This window comes from Amycolatopsis sp. PSD-21 (assembly GCF_055561455.1).
This window is the reverse complement of sequence record NZ_CM145712.1, coordinates 6,966,188-6,982,621: the sequence shown is the minus strand read 5'-3', so window position 1 is coordinate 6,982,621 and position 16,434 is coordinate 6,966,188. Positions and strand designations below refer to the sequence as shown.

Below are 16,434 nucleotides of genomic sequence, written 5' to 3'. Positions count from 1 at the left end.
CACCACTCGGGGCGATTATGTGCGCCGCGCGCGGGTCGCCAGGGTGAACTCTCGTCACATCGCCACGCAGGGTGTGCCCAACAGCGTTGAAGTGCGCTTTCCGGTACCGAGCGTGCGAACGTGAGCGAGATCATCCGCGGTGTCCACGTCGGCCCGGAGCGATTCCGCGACGATCGTGAGCGGGGTCGCACCGGAAGCGGTGTGCGCCCGCGCGGAACCTTCGCCGAACCGGGGCGCCAGCGCGTTGCCCGCCCCCGCGAGCAACAGGGTCGTGCCCGTTCCCTGCCGGTCCGCGACGAACGCCCGGTGCCCGCCTGCCTCGGCGAGGGCGGCGGTGAGGTCTTCGGTCCGCAGCGCGGGCAGGTCGGCCTGCAACGCGCCGACGAGACCGGACGGCCTGTCCCGGCGCAGCAGTTCCTCGCCGTGGCGCAGGGCCGCGTTCAATCCGCCGCGCGACGGTTCGGTGACGATCTCGACGCCCAGCTCGGTGAGATCCGCCACCGACGCCGGGTCGGCGGCGACCACCAGCACCCGGCGGACCCCGTCGGCGGAGGTCGCCGCGGACAACGTGTCGTAGGCCAGCGCCAGCACCAGTTCGGCGTGCCGCTCGGGCACGACCGCGCCGCGAAGCCGGGACTTGCCCTCGGCGGGGCGTTTCATCGGCACTATCAGGTCCACGTCCACATCTCACTTCTTACCCGACCCTCCCTGGACCGCGCTCGTACGCGCGCGGCAGGATCAGTGGCCTGGGACGACACGTGTGACTTCGAGGAGGACGAATTGGCCCGGCGTGAGAAGGGCGGCATCTGGGTGGGCATCGCCGCCGCACTGTTCTACCCGGCGACGGCCATCGGCAAGCGGGTCTACCGCAACGCCGAGCGGATCCCCCGCGAAGGTGGCGCGCTGCTCCTGCTCAACCACGTGTCCCACATGGACCCGGCGGTGGACGCGGTGTTCGTGCACCGCCAGAAGCGGGTGCCGCGGTTCCTCGGCAAGGAGAGCCTGACCAGGGCGCCGCTCTTCGGCAAGATCTTCGTCGGCGCCGGCCAGATCCCGGTCTCGCGTGGTTCGGCCGCCGCCGGTGACAGCCTCAAGGCCGCCCACCAGGCGTTGCGTGACGGCAAGGTCGTCGTGATCTATCCGGAGGGGACGATCAGCAAGGACCCGGACGGCTGGCCGAAGAAGCCGTTCACCGGTGCCGCGCGGCTCGCGCTGGAGACCGACGTGCCGGTGATCCCGATCGCCCGCTGGGGCACGAACCACATCTTCAACGGCTACACGAAGAAGTTCACCCCGTTCCCGCGCAAGACGATCACGCATCTGGTCGGCGAGCCGATGGATCTTTCCGCCTACAAGGACGGTTCGACCCGCAGCGCTTCCAAACTGCGCGAGGTCACCGACCTGATGATGACCGAGATCACCGCGCTGCTCGCGGAGATCCGCCAGGAGGAACCGCCCGCGAAGAAGCCGGAGGACGACGCCTGATGGCCGAGGTCCAGCGGGTGACCGTGCTCGGCGCCGGATCGTGGGGGACGGCGTTCGCGAAGGTGCTCGGCGACGCCGGACGCGACGTGACCATCTGGGCCCGCCGGTCCGAGGTCGCGGCCGACATCCGGGAACGGCATCGCAATTCGTCCTATTTACCCGATATCGAATTGCCGGAGCGGATCACCGCGACGGCGGACCCGGCCGAAGCCCTCGACGGCGCGCAGGCCGTGGTGCTCGCGGTGCCGAGCCAGACGTTGCGGACCAATCTGTCGGAGTGGTCCGGTCTGCTGCCCGCCGACGCGATCCTGGTGAGTCTCGCCAAGGGGGTCGAACTGGGCACGCTCAAGCGGATGAGCGAGGTCATCGCCGAGATCGCCCGCGTCGACGCCGGGCAGATCGTGGTCGTGTCCGGGCCGAACCTGGCGAAGGAGATCGCGCTGGGGCAGCCGGCGGCGGCGGTGCTGGCCTGCACCGACCACGACAACGCCAAGGCGATCCAGCGGGCGAGCTTCAACCAGTACTTCCGGCCGTACACCAACACCGACGTCGTCGGCTGCGAGCTGGGCGGGGCGTGCAAGAACGTCATCGCGCTCAGCTGCGGGATGGCGGCCGGGCTCGGGCTGGGCGCGAACACCGTGGCCACCCTGATCACCCGCGGGCTGGCCGAGATGGCCAGGCTCGGCGCAAAACTGGGCGCCGACCCGCTGACCTTCGCCGGGCTCGCCGGTGTCGGCGACCTGGTGGCGACCTGCTCGTCGCCGTTGTCGCGCAACCGGACCTTCGGCGAACGGCTCGGCCGGGGCGAGACGCTGGAGCAGGCGCTCGCGGCCACCGGCGGTCAGGTCGCGGAAGGTGTCAAATCGTGCACGTCGATCCGGGAGCTCGCGATGGGGCTCGGTGTCGACATGCCGATCACCGACGCGATGCACCGCGTGTGCCACGAAGGGGTCGACCCGCGGCGCGCGGGAGCCGAGCTGCTCGGGCGGTCGCAGAAGCACGAGTGGTCCTGAGTAAGACCGCAATATCGCGACAGACCGGGGCGGATCCGTGTTGCGAGCATGGACGCCAGGTGCAGAACTCACGGTCCACGGTATGAGATCTGTTGACCGACGGGCTCCGCACTGGTTCGCTGAGCGCATGTTCGCACGTGGGATGACTGTGTCGCGGGGCCTCTCGGGTCTTGGCGCCGTCTCGTGTGCGTCGTGTCGCTGTTGTCGGTGAACTCAGCCCCGGCCAGCTCGACACCCACTTCCTTCTGCGAGGACCCCTTCATGTTCGCCGTCCCGGACAACACGCTCGTCATTCCCGAAAACCCCGCCTTGCGCCACCCGGTGCGCGTCGCGCTCGAATTCGCCGCGGACCGTGACCGCTGGCGGCATCTGCTGCGGTACGACCCCGACCAGCGGTTCTCCGCCCTCGTCGACTCGGACGAGCTGCAGGAGATCTGGCTCATGAGCTGGCTGCCCGGTCAGCGCACCGACCTGCACGACCACGAGTTCGCCGCGGGCGCGTTCACCGTCGTCAGCGGGAAGCTGAGCGAGACCGTCGCCCGGCGCGCCGTCGACGGGCGGGCCGTGACCGAGCTGCATTCGCTGTCGGAGGGCCAGTCCCGCGTCTTCGGCCCCGGCTACGTCCACGAAGTGCGCAACGAGAGCCCGGATCCCGCCGTCAGCGTGCACGTCTACCGGCACCGGCCCCGCGCCATGCGGCCGTACCACCTGGACCCCGTCTCGGGTCCCGTCCGGGACTGACACCTCCCGCATTCAGAGGACGAAACGCGGCCTAGGCGAGGTCGCCCCGGAGCCGGAATTCGGCCTCGACGCGGTCTCGCGAGGCGCCGGTGGCCAGCAGGGTGTGCAGCAGGAGCCGGGATTTGCGCGGGTCCAGCCAGCCCGCCATGGTCGCGCCCATCGCGATCAGATCCGATTCGGAACCGCGGAAGCCGTAGGTGCCGCGGAACGTCGGCCCGGCGCCGGTGCGGCCGGCGACCACGATCGGCACCTCCGGCAGGACCCGCTCGATCACTTCGGCGGACCCAGCCGAAACGTGCCCGGCGCCGTTCGCGGCGAGCACCACCCCCTTCACCCCGGCCTTGACCAGCGTTTCCAGGAGCTCGCCGGTGTCCTCGACACCGCTCTCGACGATCGGCACCAGCCCGGAGAAGTCCGCGTTCGCCAACGACAACGCCGGCGGGCGGGCGGCGACCGGATGGAAGTAGTGCACCAAGCCCTCGCTGAGCAGCGCGAGCGGTCCGGCGGGATTCGAGGAGAACGCCTCGACGTGGCTCGAATGCGTTTTGCGGACCCAGCGCGCGGCGTGGACGTCGTCGTTGAACGCGACCAGCGAGCCGCGGCCCCGGCTGCGGGGATCGGCGGCGACGGTCAGCGCGGCGAGGATGTTCCCCGCGCCGTCGGCGCTGGGCAGGCTGGGATTGCGCATCGCGCCGGTGATCACGATCGGCGCCTCGGAGGCCCACGTCAGCTCGAAGAAGTACGCGGTCTCTTCGAGCGTGTCCGTGCCCTGGACCACGACGACGCCGTCAGCGCCCTCGTCGACCGCCTTGGCCGCCCAGTCCCGTGTCCTGATCAAGGTCGCGAAATCCATCGAGGCGCTCGAAATCCCCGCGAGCGTCTCGGCGCGGACGTCCATCTCGAGGTTCTCGCCGAGGTCGCCGAGCAGGTCGGCGGCGGTGAGCCGGGGGACGGCGTGGTCCTCACCGTCGCCGGGGACCATCGAGATGGTGCCGCCCAGGGCGGCGACGGCGACAAGGGGCCGGTTTTCAGGGGAGACGCTCATGAGGACATTCTTCCAAAAACTCCTGAGTGGTAAGGACGGTTCTAACCGTCCTTGTGGCTCGCCTGCAGTACATGAAGGCCCCCTTCCTTGCGCCAGGCGCAACGAAGGGGGCCTTCATGTACTGCAGGGGTTCTGTCGAGTGCTGGGCTCGGCCGGGGTCGCGAAAGCCACTTTCGAGACATCAGACGTCCCGAAAGTGGCTTTCGCGACACCACTCCAGAACCACGGCTCAACGCGCCTTCACAGCCTCCAGGGTGAAACTCGCCGCCAGCCGCCGCGGGTCCTCCGTCAGCCGCCATTCCTCGGTCGCCTCGTTCAGGGTCATGAACCCGGGCAGCGCGTTCCACGGCACGCTGTCGTGCTCCACCAGCCGCGTCAGCGTGAGCCCGGCGTCGAGCAGCGAGGTGACGATCTCGCCGAGCCCGTGGTTCCACTCGTGCGTCCGGTTGTGCCGGAACGAAACGTCGGTGTCCACATAGGTCCCCGGTTCGTCGAACACCAGCGGTTCGGCCTGCTCGAAGTACGGGTAGCGCGGCGTGATGAGCGGCTGCGTCTCGTCGAGGGTGCCCAGCATCGGGTGCATGTCGCGGATGAACAGCCGTCCGCCCGGCCGCAGCAACGCGCCGACGACCTGTCCCCAGCGGGCGATGTCCGGCAGCCAGCAGAGCGCGCCGGTCCCCGTGTAGACGAGGTCGAATTCCCCGGTGCCCAGCACGTCGGCGGCACTGTACACATCGGACTCGTGGTAGTCGATCTCCGCGCCGGTCTCGGCGGCCAGCCCCCGCGCGATCTCCAGCGCGGGCGCGGAAAAGTCGAGGCCGGTCATCCGTGCGCCGAGGCGGGACAGCGAAAGCGTGTCCGTGCCGATATGGCACTGCAGGTGCACTCCGCGGGCGCCGGAGACGTCGCCGAGCAGCGGCCGGTCGAAGGTGACCACGCCGCTGAGGTGCGCCGGGTCCGCGACGAACTTCTTGTAGCCGTAGTCCGCCGAAGCGGCGTGCGCCGGAGCGCGTTCGTCCCAGTTCGCCCGGTTGACGGTCAGATAGTCCGTCACGAGGTGGCGGCCTTCTCGGCGGCGCTGCGCAGCACGCAGAATTCGTTGCCCTCGGGGTCGGCGAGGACCGCCCAGCCGGTGCCGTCCGGGTTGCGCCGGTCGTGCAGGAGGGTCGCGCCGAGTTTCAGCAGGCGCTCCACCTCCTCGTCGCGCGGGATGTCCGGCGTGAGACAGAGATGGATCCGGTTCTTCACCGTCTTCGGTTCGGGGACCTGTCCGAAGAACAGCGTGACTCCGTTGTCCATCTCGATGATCGCTTCGGGATCACCCGGCACGTCGTCGTCGGCCATCGGCTTGCCGACGACGCCGCTCCAGAACCGGCCCAGTTCGTAGGCGTCGGCGCAGTCGAAGAAGAAGTTCTGTACGACAGAGGTCATGACGCCGCAGTCTGCCTGAGCTCGCGAAGCCCGGCCAACGGTTTAAGCGAGCCGCAGCCCAGGCGACCGGTGCACCTGCCGTTCCGCGTCGATGACCAGCACCTGGCAACCCGGTTGCGAGGCGACCCAGGCGATCCCCTCGGTGCCCATCGCGAAAGCGGCCGTGGCGAGGGAATCCGCGGTGACGAGGTCGCCGGCGGCCACCGTGACGCTCAGCAGCCCGGTGGGCGGGCGCCCGGTCCGTCCGTCCAGGATGTGCGCGCCGCGTTCGTATTCCGCCGAGGTCGCGACCGCGCCACCGGAGGATTCGACCACGGCGCAGATCGCGTCGGGCCGCTCGGGATGCCGGATGCCGACCCGCCAGGCGCGGCCGGGTTCCGGTTCGCCGGAGGTGATCACGTCCCCGCCCGCGTTGACACAGAAGACGTCCAGACCCTCGGCCAGCAACAACGCCGCCGCCCGCTGCACCGCCCAGCCCTTCACCACCGCGTTCGGATCGAGCCGCCGCCCGGGGAGCCGGGCGGTGAAGGCCCCGCCGGACAACCGTTCGTAGTGATCGCACAACGACAGGATCTCCAGGAGATCGTCGCTCAGCTCCGACGGCGTGAGCTCGCCGCGGTCGTAGCGGCAGACCTCGCTGTCCGCCTTGAACGGGCTGAACCGCGCGTCGACCTCCCGCAGCCAGCCGAAAACGCCGTCGATCGCGTGCTCGGCGAGTTCGCCGCCCGCCCGGACGTCGACCGAGACCGGCAGCCCCATCACCTGTTCGACGCGGTTCATCTGGCGTCCAGCGCCGCCTGCAGGGATTTGACGTAAGACTCGCTCGTCGACGTGGCCCCGGAGACGGTGTCGATGTCGGCGCTCTGCGCGGTCAGCGTCTCCGCCTGCAGGACCGGGATCGCGGCGACCCCGCGGCCGCTCGTCGGCCGTTGCAGCAGGCGGACTTCGGAGATCCTGTCCTCGGCCGAGATCACCAGCCGCACCTGGACGGTGCCGTACCGGTTGCTCTCCACCGAACCGTCGACGGTGCGTTCGGACCCTTCCGAGGCGCCACCGTCCGAAGAGGACACGGTGGACGGGGCGGGCGCGGCGACGGCCACGGTCTCCGAGCCGAGCGGTCCCGGTTCGTACAGCCAGACACCGAGGAAACCGGCGGTCGAAAGGGCGACCGTGGCGGCGACGATGGTCTTCTTCATGATCGGGGCTCCCTGACTCAGGCGGCGAGGCTGAAGCGTTCGGCGTGGATCTGCTGGGACGGCACCCGCAGCTCCCGAAGGCTGCGCAACGTCGCCGAGGTCATCCCCGGCGGGCCGCAGACGAAGACGTCCCGGTCGGCGATGTCCGGCACCATCCGCCGCAGGTTGGGCGCGCCGAGGACCGGACCGGCCTGATCGGACGGTCCACTGAGGACCCGGACGACCGCGCCGCGTGCCCGCGCCAGCCCGATCAGCTCGGGCAGGAGGACGGCGTCGCGCTGGTCGCGGACGCGGTAGAGCACCACGACGTGTCCGGAGATCTCCTCCAGCAGCGCTCGGATCGGCGTGATCCCGACACCGCCCGCGACGAGCAACGCGTCCGTTTTCCGTTGGTGCATCGTGGTGAACGCGCCGTACGGGCCTTCGGCGAACACCCGGGTGCCGACCTTCAGCGACCGCAGGGACGCGCTGCCGTCACCGGCGGCCTTCGCGGTCAGGCGCAGGGTGCGGCCGTCCGGCGCGGCCGACAGCGAGAACGGGTTCGCCTGCCACCAGCGATCCCGGGTCATGAAGCGCCACAGGAAGAACTGGCCTGCCCGCGCGGGCATCTTGTCGAGATGCTTCCCGGAGATGTACACCGAGACGACGTCATGGGATTCGGGGACGACGGCGACGACCTTCAACCGGTGACGCAGGTTACGCGCCAGCGGCAGCACCACCCGGCCGGCGACGACGGAGCCGAGCGCGACACCCCACACCGCCCACCAATAGACCTGCGCCCCCGGCGACGACGCGAACGATCCGCCCAGCGCGATCTGATGGCTGAACGCCAGCACGACCGCGGCATAGGTGTAGAGGTGGAGGAAATGCCAGGTCTCGTACGCCAGACGGCGCCGGGCGAACCGGGCGGAGACGGCGCCGACGAGCAGGATCAGCGCGAAAGCGACGACCGCGCGCAGGATCCCCTCCAGTTTGGTCACCATCGTGACGAACTCCTCGGCCACGCCGTTGTCCTCGACCTGCGCGTAGCCGAAGACGATGAACACGAAGTGGGCGAGCAGCGTCCACAGCAGGGCGAACCCGGTCCAGCGGTGCCAGCCGGTGAGCCGGTCCATGCCGAGGCGTCGGTCGAACCACGGCAGCCTGGCGACCAGCAGCAGCTGGAACGCCATCGCCAGCGCCCCGTACAGCCCGGCGAGCCTGCCGATGCTGATGAGCACGTTGTCCGAGGGCCCGGCGGCGAAGAAGAGCATGGTCACGGCGGCCACGTTGGCGCCGAGGAAGAGGAAGAGCCCGGCGCGCGCGGCGATCCTGGGACGGATCGCCGGGCGCGGTCTCGCGGCGGTCTGCGTCATGGTGGTCACACGTGGCCCCTTCCGGTCCGGTTCAAGTACGGAGCCTGCTGTGCCAACCTGTGACCTTTCTTGGCGGAAGCTGTCGGCTTCCTGTCGTGTGCGCTCCCGCCTCGCCCTCGCGCGCGCGTTCACGGAGGATGGCGTGGTGAACACCGAGAACCCCGTCCGCCTGCTGGTGGTGGACGACGAGCCGCATATCGCCGACCTGGTGGCCACCGTCGCCCGCTACGAGGGCTGGCAGGCCGTCACCGCCGGATCGGGGGAGGCCGCGCTGGCCAAGGCCGCCGAATTCGGGCCCGACATCGTCGTGCTCGACCTGATGCTGCCCGGGATCGACGGGTTCACCGTGCTGGACAAGCTCCGCGAGTCCGGGACGGCGGTGCCCGTGGTCTTCCTGACCGCGAAGGACGCGACCGCGGACCGGGTCGCCGGGCTCACCCGCGGCGGTGACGACTACCTCGTGAAGCCGTTCTCCGTCGAGGAACTGATGGCCCGGCTGCGCGCCGTCCTGCGGCGGAGCACCAACCAGGCCAAGGCGGCGGTGCTGCGGGTCGGTGACCTGACCTTGAACGAGGACACTCGCGAGGTCGCGCGCGCCGGCGTGCCCGCCGAGCTGACCCCGACCGAGTACGAACTGCTGCGCTACCTCATGCGGCGTTCGCCTTCGGTGCTGACCAAGGCGCAGATCCTCGACCACGTCTGGGAATACGACTTCGGCGGCCGGTCCAATGTGGTCGAACTCGTCATCTCGCATCTGCGCCGCAAACTCGACACGGGCGGCGAACCGCTGATCCACACCGTGCGCGGTGTCGGCTACGTCGTCCGGCAGACGGCGAGATGAAGATGTTGCGCCGGTGGTTCGACGCCTGGCGCCGGTCGAGGCTGGGCACCCGGCTGGCGCTCGGGCTCGGCGCGCTGGCGCTGGTCGTGTTCGCCGTCGTCGGGACCGTGATGGTCGGCATCATGAAGGGCTACCTGAACGACCGGCTCGACGAGCAGCTCGCCAAGACCCAGATCAGCCAGGTGCCGTCGCTACGCACCACGCACGGCGGGAAGCCGCAGCAGGCGTACGGCTGGTTCTCGGCGGTTTTCGCGGTGCGGGACGGCGACGCGCAGCCGCAGGCGGGCGGTTCCCTGCCGCCGGACACGAAGGCACTGGCGAAGGTCGCCGAGGACGCGACGCGGACCGAGGTCCTGCGCACCGTCTACATCGAGGACAAGGGCACCTACCGGGTCCGGGCCTGCCCGATCGAACCGGCGCAGAACATCGTGCTGGTCAGCGCCGCGCCGCAGGCCGATCTGGACCGGACGGTCAGCCAGCTGATCATGGTCGAGGTCGTCGCGTTCCTGCTGGCGTTGGCGGTGCTGGTGATAGTGGGGCGGCTGGTGCTGCGGCGCGGGCTGCGCCCGCTGAGCGACATGGCCGGGACCGCGCACGACATCGCTTCGCACGACCTCACCACGAACGCCGATCTCCCGGTGCGCGCGCAGGCGAGCGGCGGCGGTGCCGAAGTCGAGGAGCTGCGGACGGCGTTCAACGTGATGCTGGCGCACCTCGATTCCTCGCTGGTCGCGCGCCGGGAGGCCAACGAACGGCTGCGGCGGTTCATCGCCGACGCCTCCCACGAACTGCGCACGCCGCTGACGTCGATCCGGGGCTACGCCGAGCTTTTCCGCTACGCCGCGGCGAACGAACCCGCCGAACGCGAGGCGCACCTGTCGAAGATCCGGGAAGAGACGCAGCGGATGAGCGTGCTCGTCGACGACCTCCTGCTCCTCGCGCGTCTCGACGCGCCGGAGACCGAGGCGCCGCTGCGGCTGGTCGACGTCGACGTCGCCGAGCTGATCACCGACGCGGGAGAGGCCTTCGCCGCCGGCCGTCCGGAGCATCCGCTGAGCATCGGCGCGCTTCCGGAAGGTGTTGTCCTGCAAGCGGATCCGGTGCGGCTGCGGCAGGTGCTGGACAATCTGCTCGCCAACGCCGCGGTGCACACCCCGCCGGGGACTCCGGTCACGTTGTCGGCCACGGCTTCGGACTCGGAGGTCGTCCTGCGGGTGAGCGACGCCGGGCCCGGGATCCCGCCGGAGGCGCGGGAGCGGATCTTCGACCGGTTCTACCGGGTCGACACCGCCCGCACCCGCGGCAACGGCGGGACCGGCCTCGGGCTTTCGGTGGTGCTGTCGCTGGTTTCGGCGCACGGCGGGACGATCGAGGTCGAGAGCGTGCCGGGGGCGACGACGTTCACCGTGCGGCTGCCGCGCCACCGCTGAGTTCATCCCAGGTGCCGTGGCCAAGGGTGCGGTCGTGTCGTCCGGTCAATCACGCGAGATCGCCGGTGCTGGACCTCGTGACGTCGCGAAAGCCACTTTCGCGACCCAGCAGGCAAGGAACCGCACCGCGCGCGGACTCGCGAGGCCCGCTACCCGACCCGCCGCTTCACGTGGTCCGGCACCGTCCACTCACTGACGAGATCCGCCGACGGCTCCGGCTCCCCGAACACGGTCCGCACCGGCAGCACCCCCGCCCACGAGAGATCGGCCGCGACCTCGTCCTCGGGATCGTCGGGACCCTCGGCGCGCATCTTCACCGACGCCTCGGTGAGGTCCAGCTCCAGCACCGAAACGGACGCGAACTCCTTCGCGTTGACGTCCCTCGCGTGCTCCCACGAACCGGGCGCGAGGTGGTCGGTCAGCACGTGAAGGCCGTGCATCTTGCGTTCGGGATCGGTGACGGCGACCGCCCTGCCCAGGATCACCGCGCTGCGGTAGTTCATCGAGTGGTTGTTGACCGAGCGCGCGTAGACGATGCCGTCGAGCAGGGTCACCGTGACGCAGACCTCGACGCCGTCGGAGTCGCGCATACTCCTCGCGCCGGTCGATCCGTGCAGATAGAGCGTGTCGCCGTCGCGTCCGTAGCCGGTCGGGATGACCAGCGGGACGCCGTCGCGCACGACACCGAGGTGGCAGACCAGGCCTTCGTCGAGCACCGAGTACAGCGCCGAGCGGTCGGTGAGGGCGCGGTTCTTCTTGCGGCCGAGGGTGGTCCGGTCGGTGGGAGAGAGCGGGGTCGACATGCGAGCAGTCTCACCCACGAGAGTGGCCTGTAATAATGTCCAATTCTCCTATACTTGAGAAGGCCACTTCCCGTAAAGCGCGGAGAACACCATGTCCGACACCGCTCTGCCGGTCAGTCTCGACCGCGATTCGCTCGTCCCGCTCGCGGTCCAGCTGGCCGACGCGTTGCGCGCGGCCGCGGGCGACGGACATCTGCGCGGCGGCGACAGGTTGCCCTCGACCAGGGCGCTCGCGAGCCGTCTCGGCGTCAGCCGCACGGTGACGTCGGCGGCGTACGAACAGCTTCACGCGGAGGGCTGGATCGCCGGCCGCCACGGCTCCGGCACGTATGTCACCACCACGCCGCCCGCGGACCGGCCCTCGAAAGGGCCCGCGCCCGGCATCCCCGCCGAGCCGCCCACGCTGGTCGACCTCACGCCGGGCGTCCCTTGGGCCGACGGTATCGAGAAGGCCGCCTGGCGCCGCGCGTGGCGGGCCGCCGCCGACCCGCGCCCGACCTACCGCGAGGACAGGGCCGGTCTGCCCGCGTACCGGGACGCCGTGTCCGAGCATCTGCTGCGCCACCGCGGCCTCGCCGCCGGAACGGTGCTCGCGACCGGCGGGACGACGGCCGCGGTGATCGAACTCGCGGGCGCGATGCTCTCGCGCGGTGACCGGGTCGCGATCGAGGAGCCGGGTTACCAGCGTGCGGTGCAGGCGTTCCGGCGAGCGGGGATGGAGGTCGTGCCCGTCCCGGTCGACGAGGAGGGCCTGCGCCCGGACGCCGTCCCCGAGGACGTCCGCGCCGTGTACTGCTCGCCCGCGCACCAGTATCCGCTCGGCAGCCGGATGAGCGCGTCCCGCCGCGTCGACCTGGTCGAGCTCGCGCGCGCCAACGGCATGCTGGTGATCGAGGACGACTACGACGGTGAGCTGCGGTTCGACGTCGCGCCGCTGCCGTTGCTGGCCGCGCTCGCGCCCGACGTCGTCGCGCATCTGGGGACCACGAGCAAGATCCTCACGCCGGCGCTGGGCGCGGGCTGGATGGTCGCGCCGTCGCAGGTCGCGGCCGCGGTCCTGGAGTACCGCGAAGCGACCGGGACCCGCCCCTCGCCCGCCGGGCAGCGCGTGCTCGCCGAACTGGCGCGGCACGGCGATCTGGGCCGTCACCTGCGGAAACTCCGGCGGGAACTGTCGGAGCGCCGGTCACTGGTTTCGGCCGCGCTGACGTCGGCGGGGATCCCGGTGCTCGGCGACGACGCGGGCGCGCATCTGGTCGTCCCGTGCGGCTCGGCGGCCGACGAGGCGGCGCGGATGGCGGCGGCGGAACGCGCCGGGATCCGGCTCGACGGGCTGGCCCGGCATTTCGCCGGGACGCCGACGGTGTTCGGGAACCTCATCGGCTACGCGGGCTGCTCGCGCGAGGCGCTGCATTCCGCGCTCAAACCGCTGATCCCCGTGCTCGCTTGACCTCCAGCGAACTGGAGGTCATAGCTTGCGATCATGCGTGAGATCAGAGTGTCCCGGTTCGGCGATCCCGGCGTCCTGGAGCAGGTCGAAGTGCCCACCCCCGAACCGGCGGAGGGTGAACTCCGCGTCGCGGTGACTGCGTCCGGGGTCGGCTGGCTCGACGCCCTCATCCGGCGGGGTGACGGTCCCGACGTGTTCGCGGTCGAGCCGCCGTACGTGCCGGGCGGGTCGGTGGCGGGCACCGTCGACGCGGTGGGTGCCGGTGTCGACGCGGCCTGGCTGGGCAAGCAGGTCCTCACCCACGCGCCCGGTGGGTACGGCGGGGGATACGCGGACACGGTCGTCGCGCTGCCGGACGACACGTTCGTGATTCCCGACGGGCTGGATCCCCTGCACGCCGTGGCCCTGTTCGACGACGGCAGTACCGCGCTGGCGCTGCTGGAGAAGACCCCGGTCTCCCCGGGGGAGCGGATCCTGGTGGCGCCCGGCGTCGGCGGGCTCGGCAGCGTGCTGGTGCAGCTCGCCCGCGCGGCGGGCGCGACCGTCTTCGCGGCGGTCCGCGGCGACGAAAAGGCGGCGATCGCGCGGAAACTGGGGGCCGAGCCGGTCGACTATTCGGCGGCGGACTGGACGGGCGAGGTCCTCGCCCTCACCGGCGGCCACCGGCTGGACGTGGTCTTCGACGGCGTCGGCGGCGAACTCGGCGCGGCCTCGCTCGCGTTGCTGAGGAACGGCGGCCGCTTCTCCGGCTACGGCATGTCCAGCGGCGCGGAGACCGTGATCGGCGACGCCGACCGCGCCCGGCTGTCCGTCGTGGACATGGCGCAGCTGGTCGGGTTCTGGCCCGACAACCCGCGCCGGGTGCGGGAAGTGCTGCGGCAGGCGGCCGACGGGAAGCTGACGCCGGTCATCGGCCGGACGTACGCGCTGGCGGAGGCGGCCGCCGCGCACTCGGACATCGAGGCGCGGCGGTACACCGGCAAGAGTCTTCTGCTGCCTTGATCAGAACCGCAGCGGCACCGCGGGGAGATTGGCGGCGATGACCTCGGAAACGGTCTGGAGCGGCCCGGTCCCCGCGGTGTTCGGCACGGTGAGCGCCGTGTAGACGGGACGGTCCACCACGAACCACGTCGCGGTGCCCTCACCCTCGACCTGCAACCACTGGACGCCGTTGATCGTCCGCAGCTGCGAAGTCCGGGTGAGCTCCGGCGGCTTGCCGAGACCGCAGCGCAGGACCACCGGGTCGCCGGTGCCCCAGCCGATCGTCGCCTCGGGGGCGGGATCGGCCAGCTTCCGCCGGACCAGCGTGTTCCCGGACGACGTGAGCTCGTGCGGGAGCGCGCCGATGAGTTTCGCGCATTCGGGTGACCCCGACTGAGGCGCCGGGACCGGGACGAGCGGGAGCGGACCGTCGGCGGCCGGGGCGTCGGATTCCGCGCCGCGGGTCAGCCCGAAGACGGCCACGCCCGCGACGAGCAGGATCGCCAGGCAGGCGGCCGCGATCAGCAGGGGTTTCGGCGGTGCGCCGGTGTCCGTGTCAGCCACCGCACAACTACACCACTCGTCACAGGTGGACGACCGGGCAGGTCAGCGTCCGCGTGATGCCCTCCACGTTCTGCACCTTGGCGACCACGAGCTGGCCCAGCTGGTCGACGGTGTCGGCCGCGGCCTTGACGATGACGTCGTACGGTCCGGTGACATCCTCCGAACTGGTGACACCGGGGATGGTGGAGATCTCCGCGGCGACCGCGGCCGCTTTGCCGACCTCGGTCTGGATGAGGATGTATGCGTGGACCACGGCGCGCCCCTTCGTAAAAGTCGGCTCAAGGTAGGAACGTTGTAGCAACGTATCGCCAGCCCCGGGAAAAACCTAGGGCTTCCGACTATCGGTGATCGATATTTGTCCGGACAAGGGAAAGTGGAGGTGACGGGTGTCACCGAACGACGGCACGGTCGCCGGGACCGGTGAATTCCGGTTGATCGAGGCGGTGACCGCCGGCCGGAAACAGCCGGAGACGACACTGCTCGGACCGGGGGACGACGCGGCCGTCGTGGCCACCCCGGACGGCCGGACGGTGGCCACCACCGACGTCCTCGTGCAGGGCGTCCATTTCCGGCTCGACTGGTCCAGCGCCGAGCAGGTGGGGCGCAAGGCGGTCGCGGTGAACCTCACCGACATCGCCGCCATGGGCGCGCGCCCGACGTCCGTCCTCATGGGATTCGCGTGCCCGTCGGACACGCCGACGTCACTCGTCACCGAACTCACCCAGGGCATGTGGCTCGAAGCCGACCGCGCCGGGATCGGGATCGTCGGCGGCGACATGGTGCGCGCCGACCAGATCGTGATCAGTGTCACCGCCCTCGGCGACCTCGGCGGCAGGGAACCGGTGACCCGGTCCGGCGCGCGTCCCGGCGACGTCGTCGCGGTCTGCGGGCGGCTCGGCTGGGCTGCCGCCGGGCTCGCCGTGCTCGGGCGCGGGTTCCGGTCACCGGTCAGCGTGGTCAACGCGCAGCGCTGCCCCGAGCCGGACTACGAGGCGGGTATCCGCGCGGCCGACGGCGGCGCGACGTCGATGATCGACGTGTCCGACGGGCTCCTGTCCGACCTCGGCCATATCGCCGAGGCCTCCGGCGTCGGGATCGACGTGCGGACGGCGGATCTCGACGTGTCGAGCAGGCTGACCGAGGTCGGCACCGCGCTCGGCGCCGACCCGCTGAAATGGGTGCTCACCGGCGGCGAGGACCACGCGTTCGCGGCCACCTTCCCCGCCTTCGCCGACCTGCCGGAGGGCTGGACCGAGATCGGCGTCGTCACCATGCCGGATTCGGGGGTGACGGTGGACGGGAAGCGGTACGGGCACGACAGCGGCTGGCAGCACTGGCGCTAGGAGCGTGAGGCCCACCAGGTCGATTCCGCGGCGGCGGTGAAGCCGAGCGATTCGTACAGCGGCCTGCCCAGCCGGGACGCGGTGAGGGTGACCGGCAGCCCCGCCAGCGGGGCGAGGGAGCCGAGCATCACCGCTCGTCCCACGCCGCGCGAGCGGAAGGCGTCCGGCGTGCCGACCCAGTAGTGGCTGCCGAAGCCGTTGTCGACGACGGTGACGCACGCCCCGGCGACCTCGCCGTCGAGCCGCGCGATGTACACCTCGACGCCCGGCTGGTCGAGGATGGTCGTGGGGAACATCTCACCCGGCCGGAAACGCGCTAGTTCGAAGGCTTCGATCACCACGCGTTCGGCCGCCAGGAGGTCGGTCTCCTCGCGTACCCGGACCACTTCCGTCGTGGGTCCGGCGACCGGGGAGGGCGGGCGCAGCATGACCGGCATCCGCCAGCTCCGCATGTCCCCGAGATGGTTCAGATCGGTGACACTGAAGGGATCCTCGGCCTCCACGGGCCCCGTCGCCCGTGCGGCGAGCTCGGTGATTTCCGCCAGTTCACCCGCGGTGAGGCCGGGCTCCTGGATCAGGACACGCAGCCCCGCGCGTCCGCCGTCGACGGCGAGAAAGCCGCGGCGGCGGATCACCTCGTGGCCGCGGGAACGGCCGGTCGCCGCCCAGAACGCGGCGGAATTGCGTGCCTGGCGCAGGGGAGCCTCGGCGAGGCCGGTGACGGACGTTTCGATCGGCATGAGCGCGAATCTACTT

General features: G+C 70.8%; 19 protein-coding genes. 8 read left to right on the top strand and 11 right to left on the bottom strand.

The genetic code is table 11. The annotated features are described in order from the left end of the window. Positions 1-54: 54 nt before the first annotated feature. Entirely contained in the window at positions 55-684 is a 630-nt protein-coding gene (cofC, locus tag ACZ1DY_RS32730; protein ID WP_465481948.1) for a 2-phospho-L-lactate guanylyltransferase, read from the bottom strand. A gap of 57 nt (positions 685-741) precedes the next feature. Between cofC and ACZ1DY_RS32725 the strand changes: the two genes are divergently transcribed. The 3 genes from ACZ1DY_RS32725 to ACZ1DY_RS32715 all read left to right on the top strand — a co-directional run bounded on the left by ACZ1DY_RS32725 (position 742) and on the right by ACZ1DY_RS32715 (position 3,239). Continuing rightward, a complete protein-coding gene (locus ACZ1DY_RS32725; protein ID WP_257485039.1) occupies positions 742-1,485 on the top strand; it encodes a lysophospholipid acyltransferase family protein in 744 nt (247 codons plus the stop codon). Beyond that, positions 1,485-2,498, top strand: coding sequence for an NAD(P)H-dependent glycerol-3-phosphate dehydrogenase (locus ACZ1DY_RS32720; protein WP_465481947.1), 1,014 nt, complete (start codon positions 1,485-1,487; stop codon positions 2,496-2,498). Before ACZ1DY_RS32725 ends, ACZ1DY_RS32720 begins: the two co-directional genes overlap by 1 nt. A gap of 261 nt (positions 2,499-2,759) precedes the next feature. Continuing rightward, positions 2,760-3,239 carry a cysteine dioxygenase gene (locus tag ACZ1DY_RS32715; protein ID WP_465481946.1) on the top strand — a complete coding sequence of 160 codons (480 nt, stop codon included), beginning with the start codon at positions 2,760-2,762 and terminating at the stop codon, positions 3,237-3,239. A gap of 31 nt (positions 3,240-3,270) precedes the next feature. Here ACZ1DY_RS32715 and ACZ1DY_RS32710 read toward each other — a convergent pair whose 3' ends face one another. The 6 genes from ACZ1DY_RS32710 to ACZ1DY_RS32685 form a co-directional block, all read right to left on the bottom strand. Next, positions 3,271-4,284 carry an asparaginase gene (locus ACZ1DY_RS32710; protein ID WP_465481945.1) on the bottom strand — a complete coding sequence of 338 codons (1,014 nt, stop codon included), beginning with the start codon at positions 4,282-4,284 and terminating at the stop codon, positions 3,271-3,273. 229 nt (positions 4,285-4,513) lie between these two features. Continuing rightward, positions 4,514-5,338 (bottom strand): class I SAM-dependent methyltransferase, encoded by an 825-nt coding sequence (locus ACZ1DY_RS32705; RefSeq protein WP_465481944.1) that lies wholly within the window; start codon positions 5,336-5,338, stop codon positions 4,514-4,516. After that, complete coding sequence (locus ACZ1DY_RS32700; protein WP_126733590.1) at positions 5,335-5,715, bottom strand: VOC family protein; 381 nt, start codon at positions 5,713-5,715, stop codon at positions 5,335-5,337. The genes ACZ1DY_RS32705 and ACZ1DY_RS32700 overlap by 4 nt, the downstream gene beginning before the upstream one ends. A 42-nt stretch (positions 5,716-5,757) precedes the next feature. Beyond that, complete coding sequence (locus ACZ1DY_RS32695; protein ID WP_465481943.1) at positions 5,758-6,495, bottom strand: FAD:protein FMN transferase; 738 nt, start codon at positions 6,493-6,495, stop codon at positions 5,758-5,760. Further along, positions 6,492-6,911: an FMN-binding protein gene (locus ACZ1DY_RS32690; RefSeq protein WP_465481942.1), complete on the bottom strand. Its 420-nt coding sequence runs from the start codon at positions 6,909-6,911 to the stop codon at positions 6,492-6,494. Before ACZ1DY_RS32690 ends, ACZ1DY_RS32695 begins: the two co-directional genes overlap by 4 nt. A gap of 17 nt (positions 6,912-6,928) precedes the next feature. After that, positions 6,929-8,275, bottom strand: coding sequence for a ferredoxin reductase family protein (locus ACZ1DY_RS32685; RefSeq protein ID WP_465481941.1), 1,347 nt, complete (start codon positions 8,273-8,275; stop codon positions 6,929-6,931). A 136-nt stretch (positions 8,276-8,411) separates the two neighbouring features. Between ACZ1DY_RS32685 and ACZ1DY_RS32680 the strand changes: the two genes are divergently transcribed. After that, positions 8,412-9,107, top strand: a complete 696-nt coding sequence (locus tag ACZ1DY_RS32680) for a response regulator transcription factor (protein WP_465481940.1) — start codon at positions 8,412-8,414, stop codon at positions 9,105-9,107. Continuing rightward, the gene (locus ACZ1DY_RS32675) at positions 9,104-10,537 is read left to right on the top strand and encodes a sensor histidine kinase (protein ID WP_465481939.1); all 1,434 of its coding nucleotides are present in this window, start codon (positions 9,104-9,106) and stop codon (positions 10,535-10,537) included. Before ACZ1DY_RS32680 ends, ACZ1DY_RS32675 begins: the two co-directional genes overlap by 4 nt. 149 nt (positions 10,538-10,686) lie before the next feature. On the opposite strand, the gene ACZ1DY_RS32670 is transcribed toward ACZ1DY_RS32675, so the two are convergent. After that, positions 10,687-11,340: a pyridoxamine 5'-phosphate oxidase family protein gene (locus ACZ1DY_RS32670; RefSeq protein ID WP_465481938.1), complete on the bottom strand. Its 654-nt coding sequence runs from the start codon at positions 11,338-11,340 to the stop codon at positions 10,687-10,689. Between the two features lie 91 nt (positions 11,341-11,431). On the opposite strand from ACZ1DY_RS32670, the gene pdxR reads away from it, so the two are divergent. Both pdxR and ACZ1DY_RS32660 read left to right on the top strand, forming a co-directional pair. Continuing rightward, a complete protein-coding gene (gene pdxR / locus ACZ1DY_RS32665) occupies positions 11,432-12,790 on the top strand; it encodes a MocR-like pyridoxine biosynthesis transcription factor PdxR (RefSeq protein WP_257485047.1) in 1,359 nt (452 codons plus the stop codon). 33 nt (positions 12,791-12,823) lie between these two features. Further along, positions 12,824-13,792 carry a zinc-binding dehydrogenase gene (locus ACZ1DY_RS32660; protein WP_465481937.1) on the top strand — a complete coding sequence of 323 codons (969 nt, stop codon included), beginning with the start codon at positions 12,824-12,826 and terminating at the stop codon, positions 13,790-13,792. On the opposite strand, the gene ACZ1DY_RS32655 is transcribed toward ACZ1DY_RS32660, so the two are convergent. Further along, entirely contained in the window at positions 13,793-14,335 is a 543-nt protein-coding gene (locus ACZ1DY_RS32655) for a DUF3515 domain-containing protein (protein ID WP_465481936.1), read from the bottom strand. A 19-nt stretch (positions 14,336-14,354) separates the two neighbouring features. Then, positions 14,355-14,588, bottom strand: a complete 234-nt coding sequence (locus tag ACZ1DY_RS32650) for an Lrp/AsnC family transcriptional regulator (RefSeq protein WP_007031456.1) — start codon at positions 14,586-14,588, stop codon at positions 14,355-14,357. Between the two features lie 133 nt (positions 14,589-14,721). Here ACZ1DY_RS32650 and ACZ1DY_RS32645 point away from each other — a divergent pair, with 133 nt between their 5' ends. Next, positions 14,722-15,678: a thiamine-phosphate kinase gene (locus ACZ1DY_RS32645; protein WP_126733582.1), complete on the top strand. Its 957-nt coding sequence runs from the start codon at positions 14,722-14,724 to the stop codon at positions 15,676-15,678. Here ACZ1DY_RS32645 and ACZ1DY_RS32640 read toward each other — a convergent pair. After that, positions 15,675-16,418, bottom strand: coding sequence for a GNAT family N-acetyltransferase (locus tag ACZ1DY_RS32640; RefSeq protein ID WP_465481935.1), 744 nt, complete (start codon positions 16,416-16,418; stop codon positions 15,675-15,677). The genes ACZ1DY_RS32645 and ACZ1DY_RS32640 overlap by 4 nt on opposite strands. Positions 16,419-16,434 lie beyond the last annotated feature (16 nt).

What these genes read in the sequence shown, in the direction of transcription:
- ACZ1DY_RS32675 (WP_465481939.1), top strand. Translation starts at nt 9,104, where the DNA reads ATGAAGATGTTGCGCCGGTGGTTCGACGCCTGGCGCCGGTCGAGGCTG.
- ACZ1DY_RS32690 (WP_465481942.1), bottom strand. Translation starts at nt 6,911, where the DNA reads ATGAAGAAGACCATCGTCGCCGCCACGGTCGCCCTTTCGACCGCCGGT.
- ACZ1DY_RS32695 (WP_465481943.1), bottom strand. Translation starts at nt 6,495, where the DNA reads ATGAACCGCGTCGAACAGGTGATGGGGCTGCCGGTCTCGGTCGACGTC.
- ACZ1DY_RS32715 (WP_465481946.1), top strand. Translation starts at nt 2,760, where the DNA reads ATGTTCGCCGTCCCGGACAACACGCTCGTCATTCCCGAAAACCCCGCC.
- pdxR (WP_257485047.1), top strand. Translation starts at nt 11,432, where the DNA reads ATGTCCGACACCGCTCTGCCGGTCAGTCTCGACCGCGATTCGCTCGTC.
- ACZ1DY_RS32660 (WP_465481937.1), top strand. Translation starts at nt 12,824, where the DNA reads ATGCGTGAGATCAGAGTGTCCCGGTTCGGCGATCCCGGCGTCCTGGAG.
- ACZ1DY_RS32720 (WP_465481947.1), top strand. Translation starts at nt 1,485, where the DNA reads ATGGCCGAGGTCCAGCGGGTGACCGTGCTCGGCGCCGGATCGTGGGGG.
- ACZ1DY_RS32700 (WP_126733590.1), bottom strand. Translation starts at nt 5,715, where the DNA reads ATGACCTCTGTCGTACAGAACTTCTTCTTCGACTGCGCCGACGCCTAC.
- ACZ1DY_RS32710 (WP_465481945.1), bottom strand. Translation starts at nt 4,284, where the DNA reads ATGAGCGTCTCCCCTGAAAACCGGCCCCTTGTCGCCGTCGCCGCCCTG.
- ACZ1DY_RS32640 (WP_465481935.1), bottom strand. Translation starts at nt 16,418, where the DNA reads ATGCCGATCGAAACGTCCGTCACCGGCCTCGCCGAGGCTCCCCTGCGC.
- ACZ1DY_RS32670 (WP_465481938.1), bottom strand. Translation starts at nt 11,340, where the DNA reads ATGTCGACCCCGCTCTCTCCCACCGACCGGACCACCCTCGGCCGCAAG.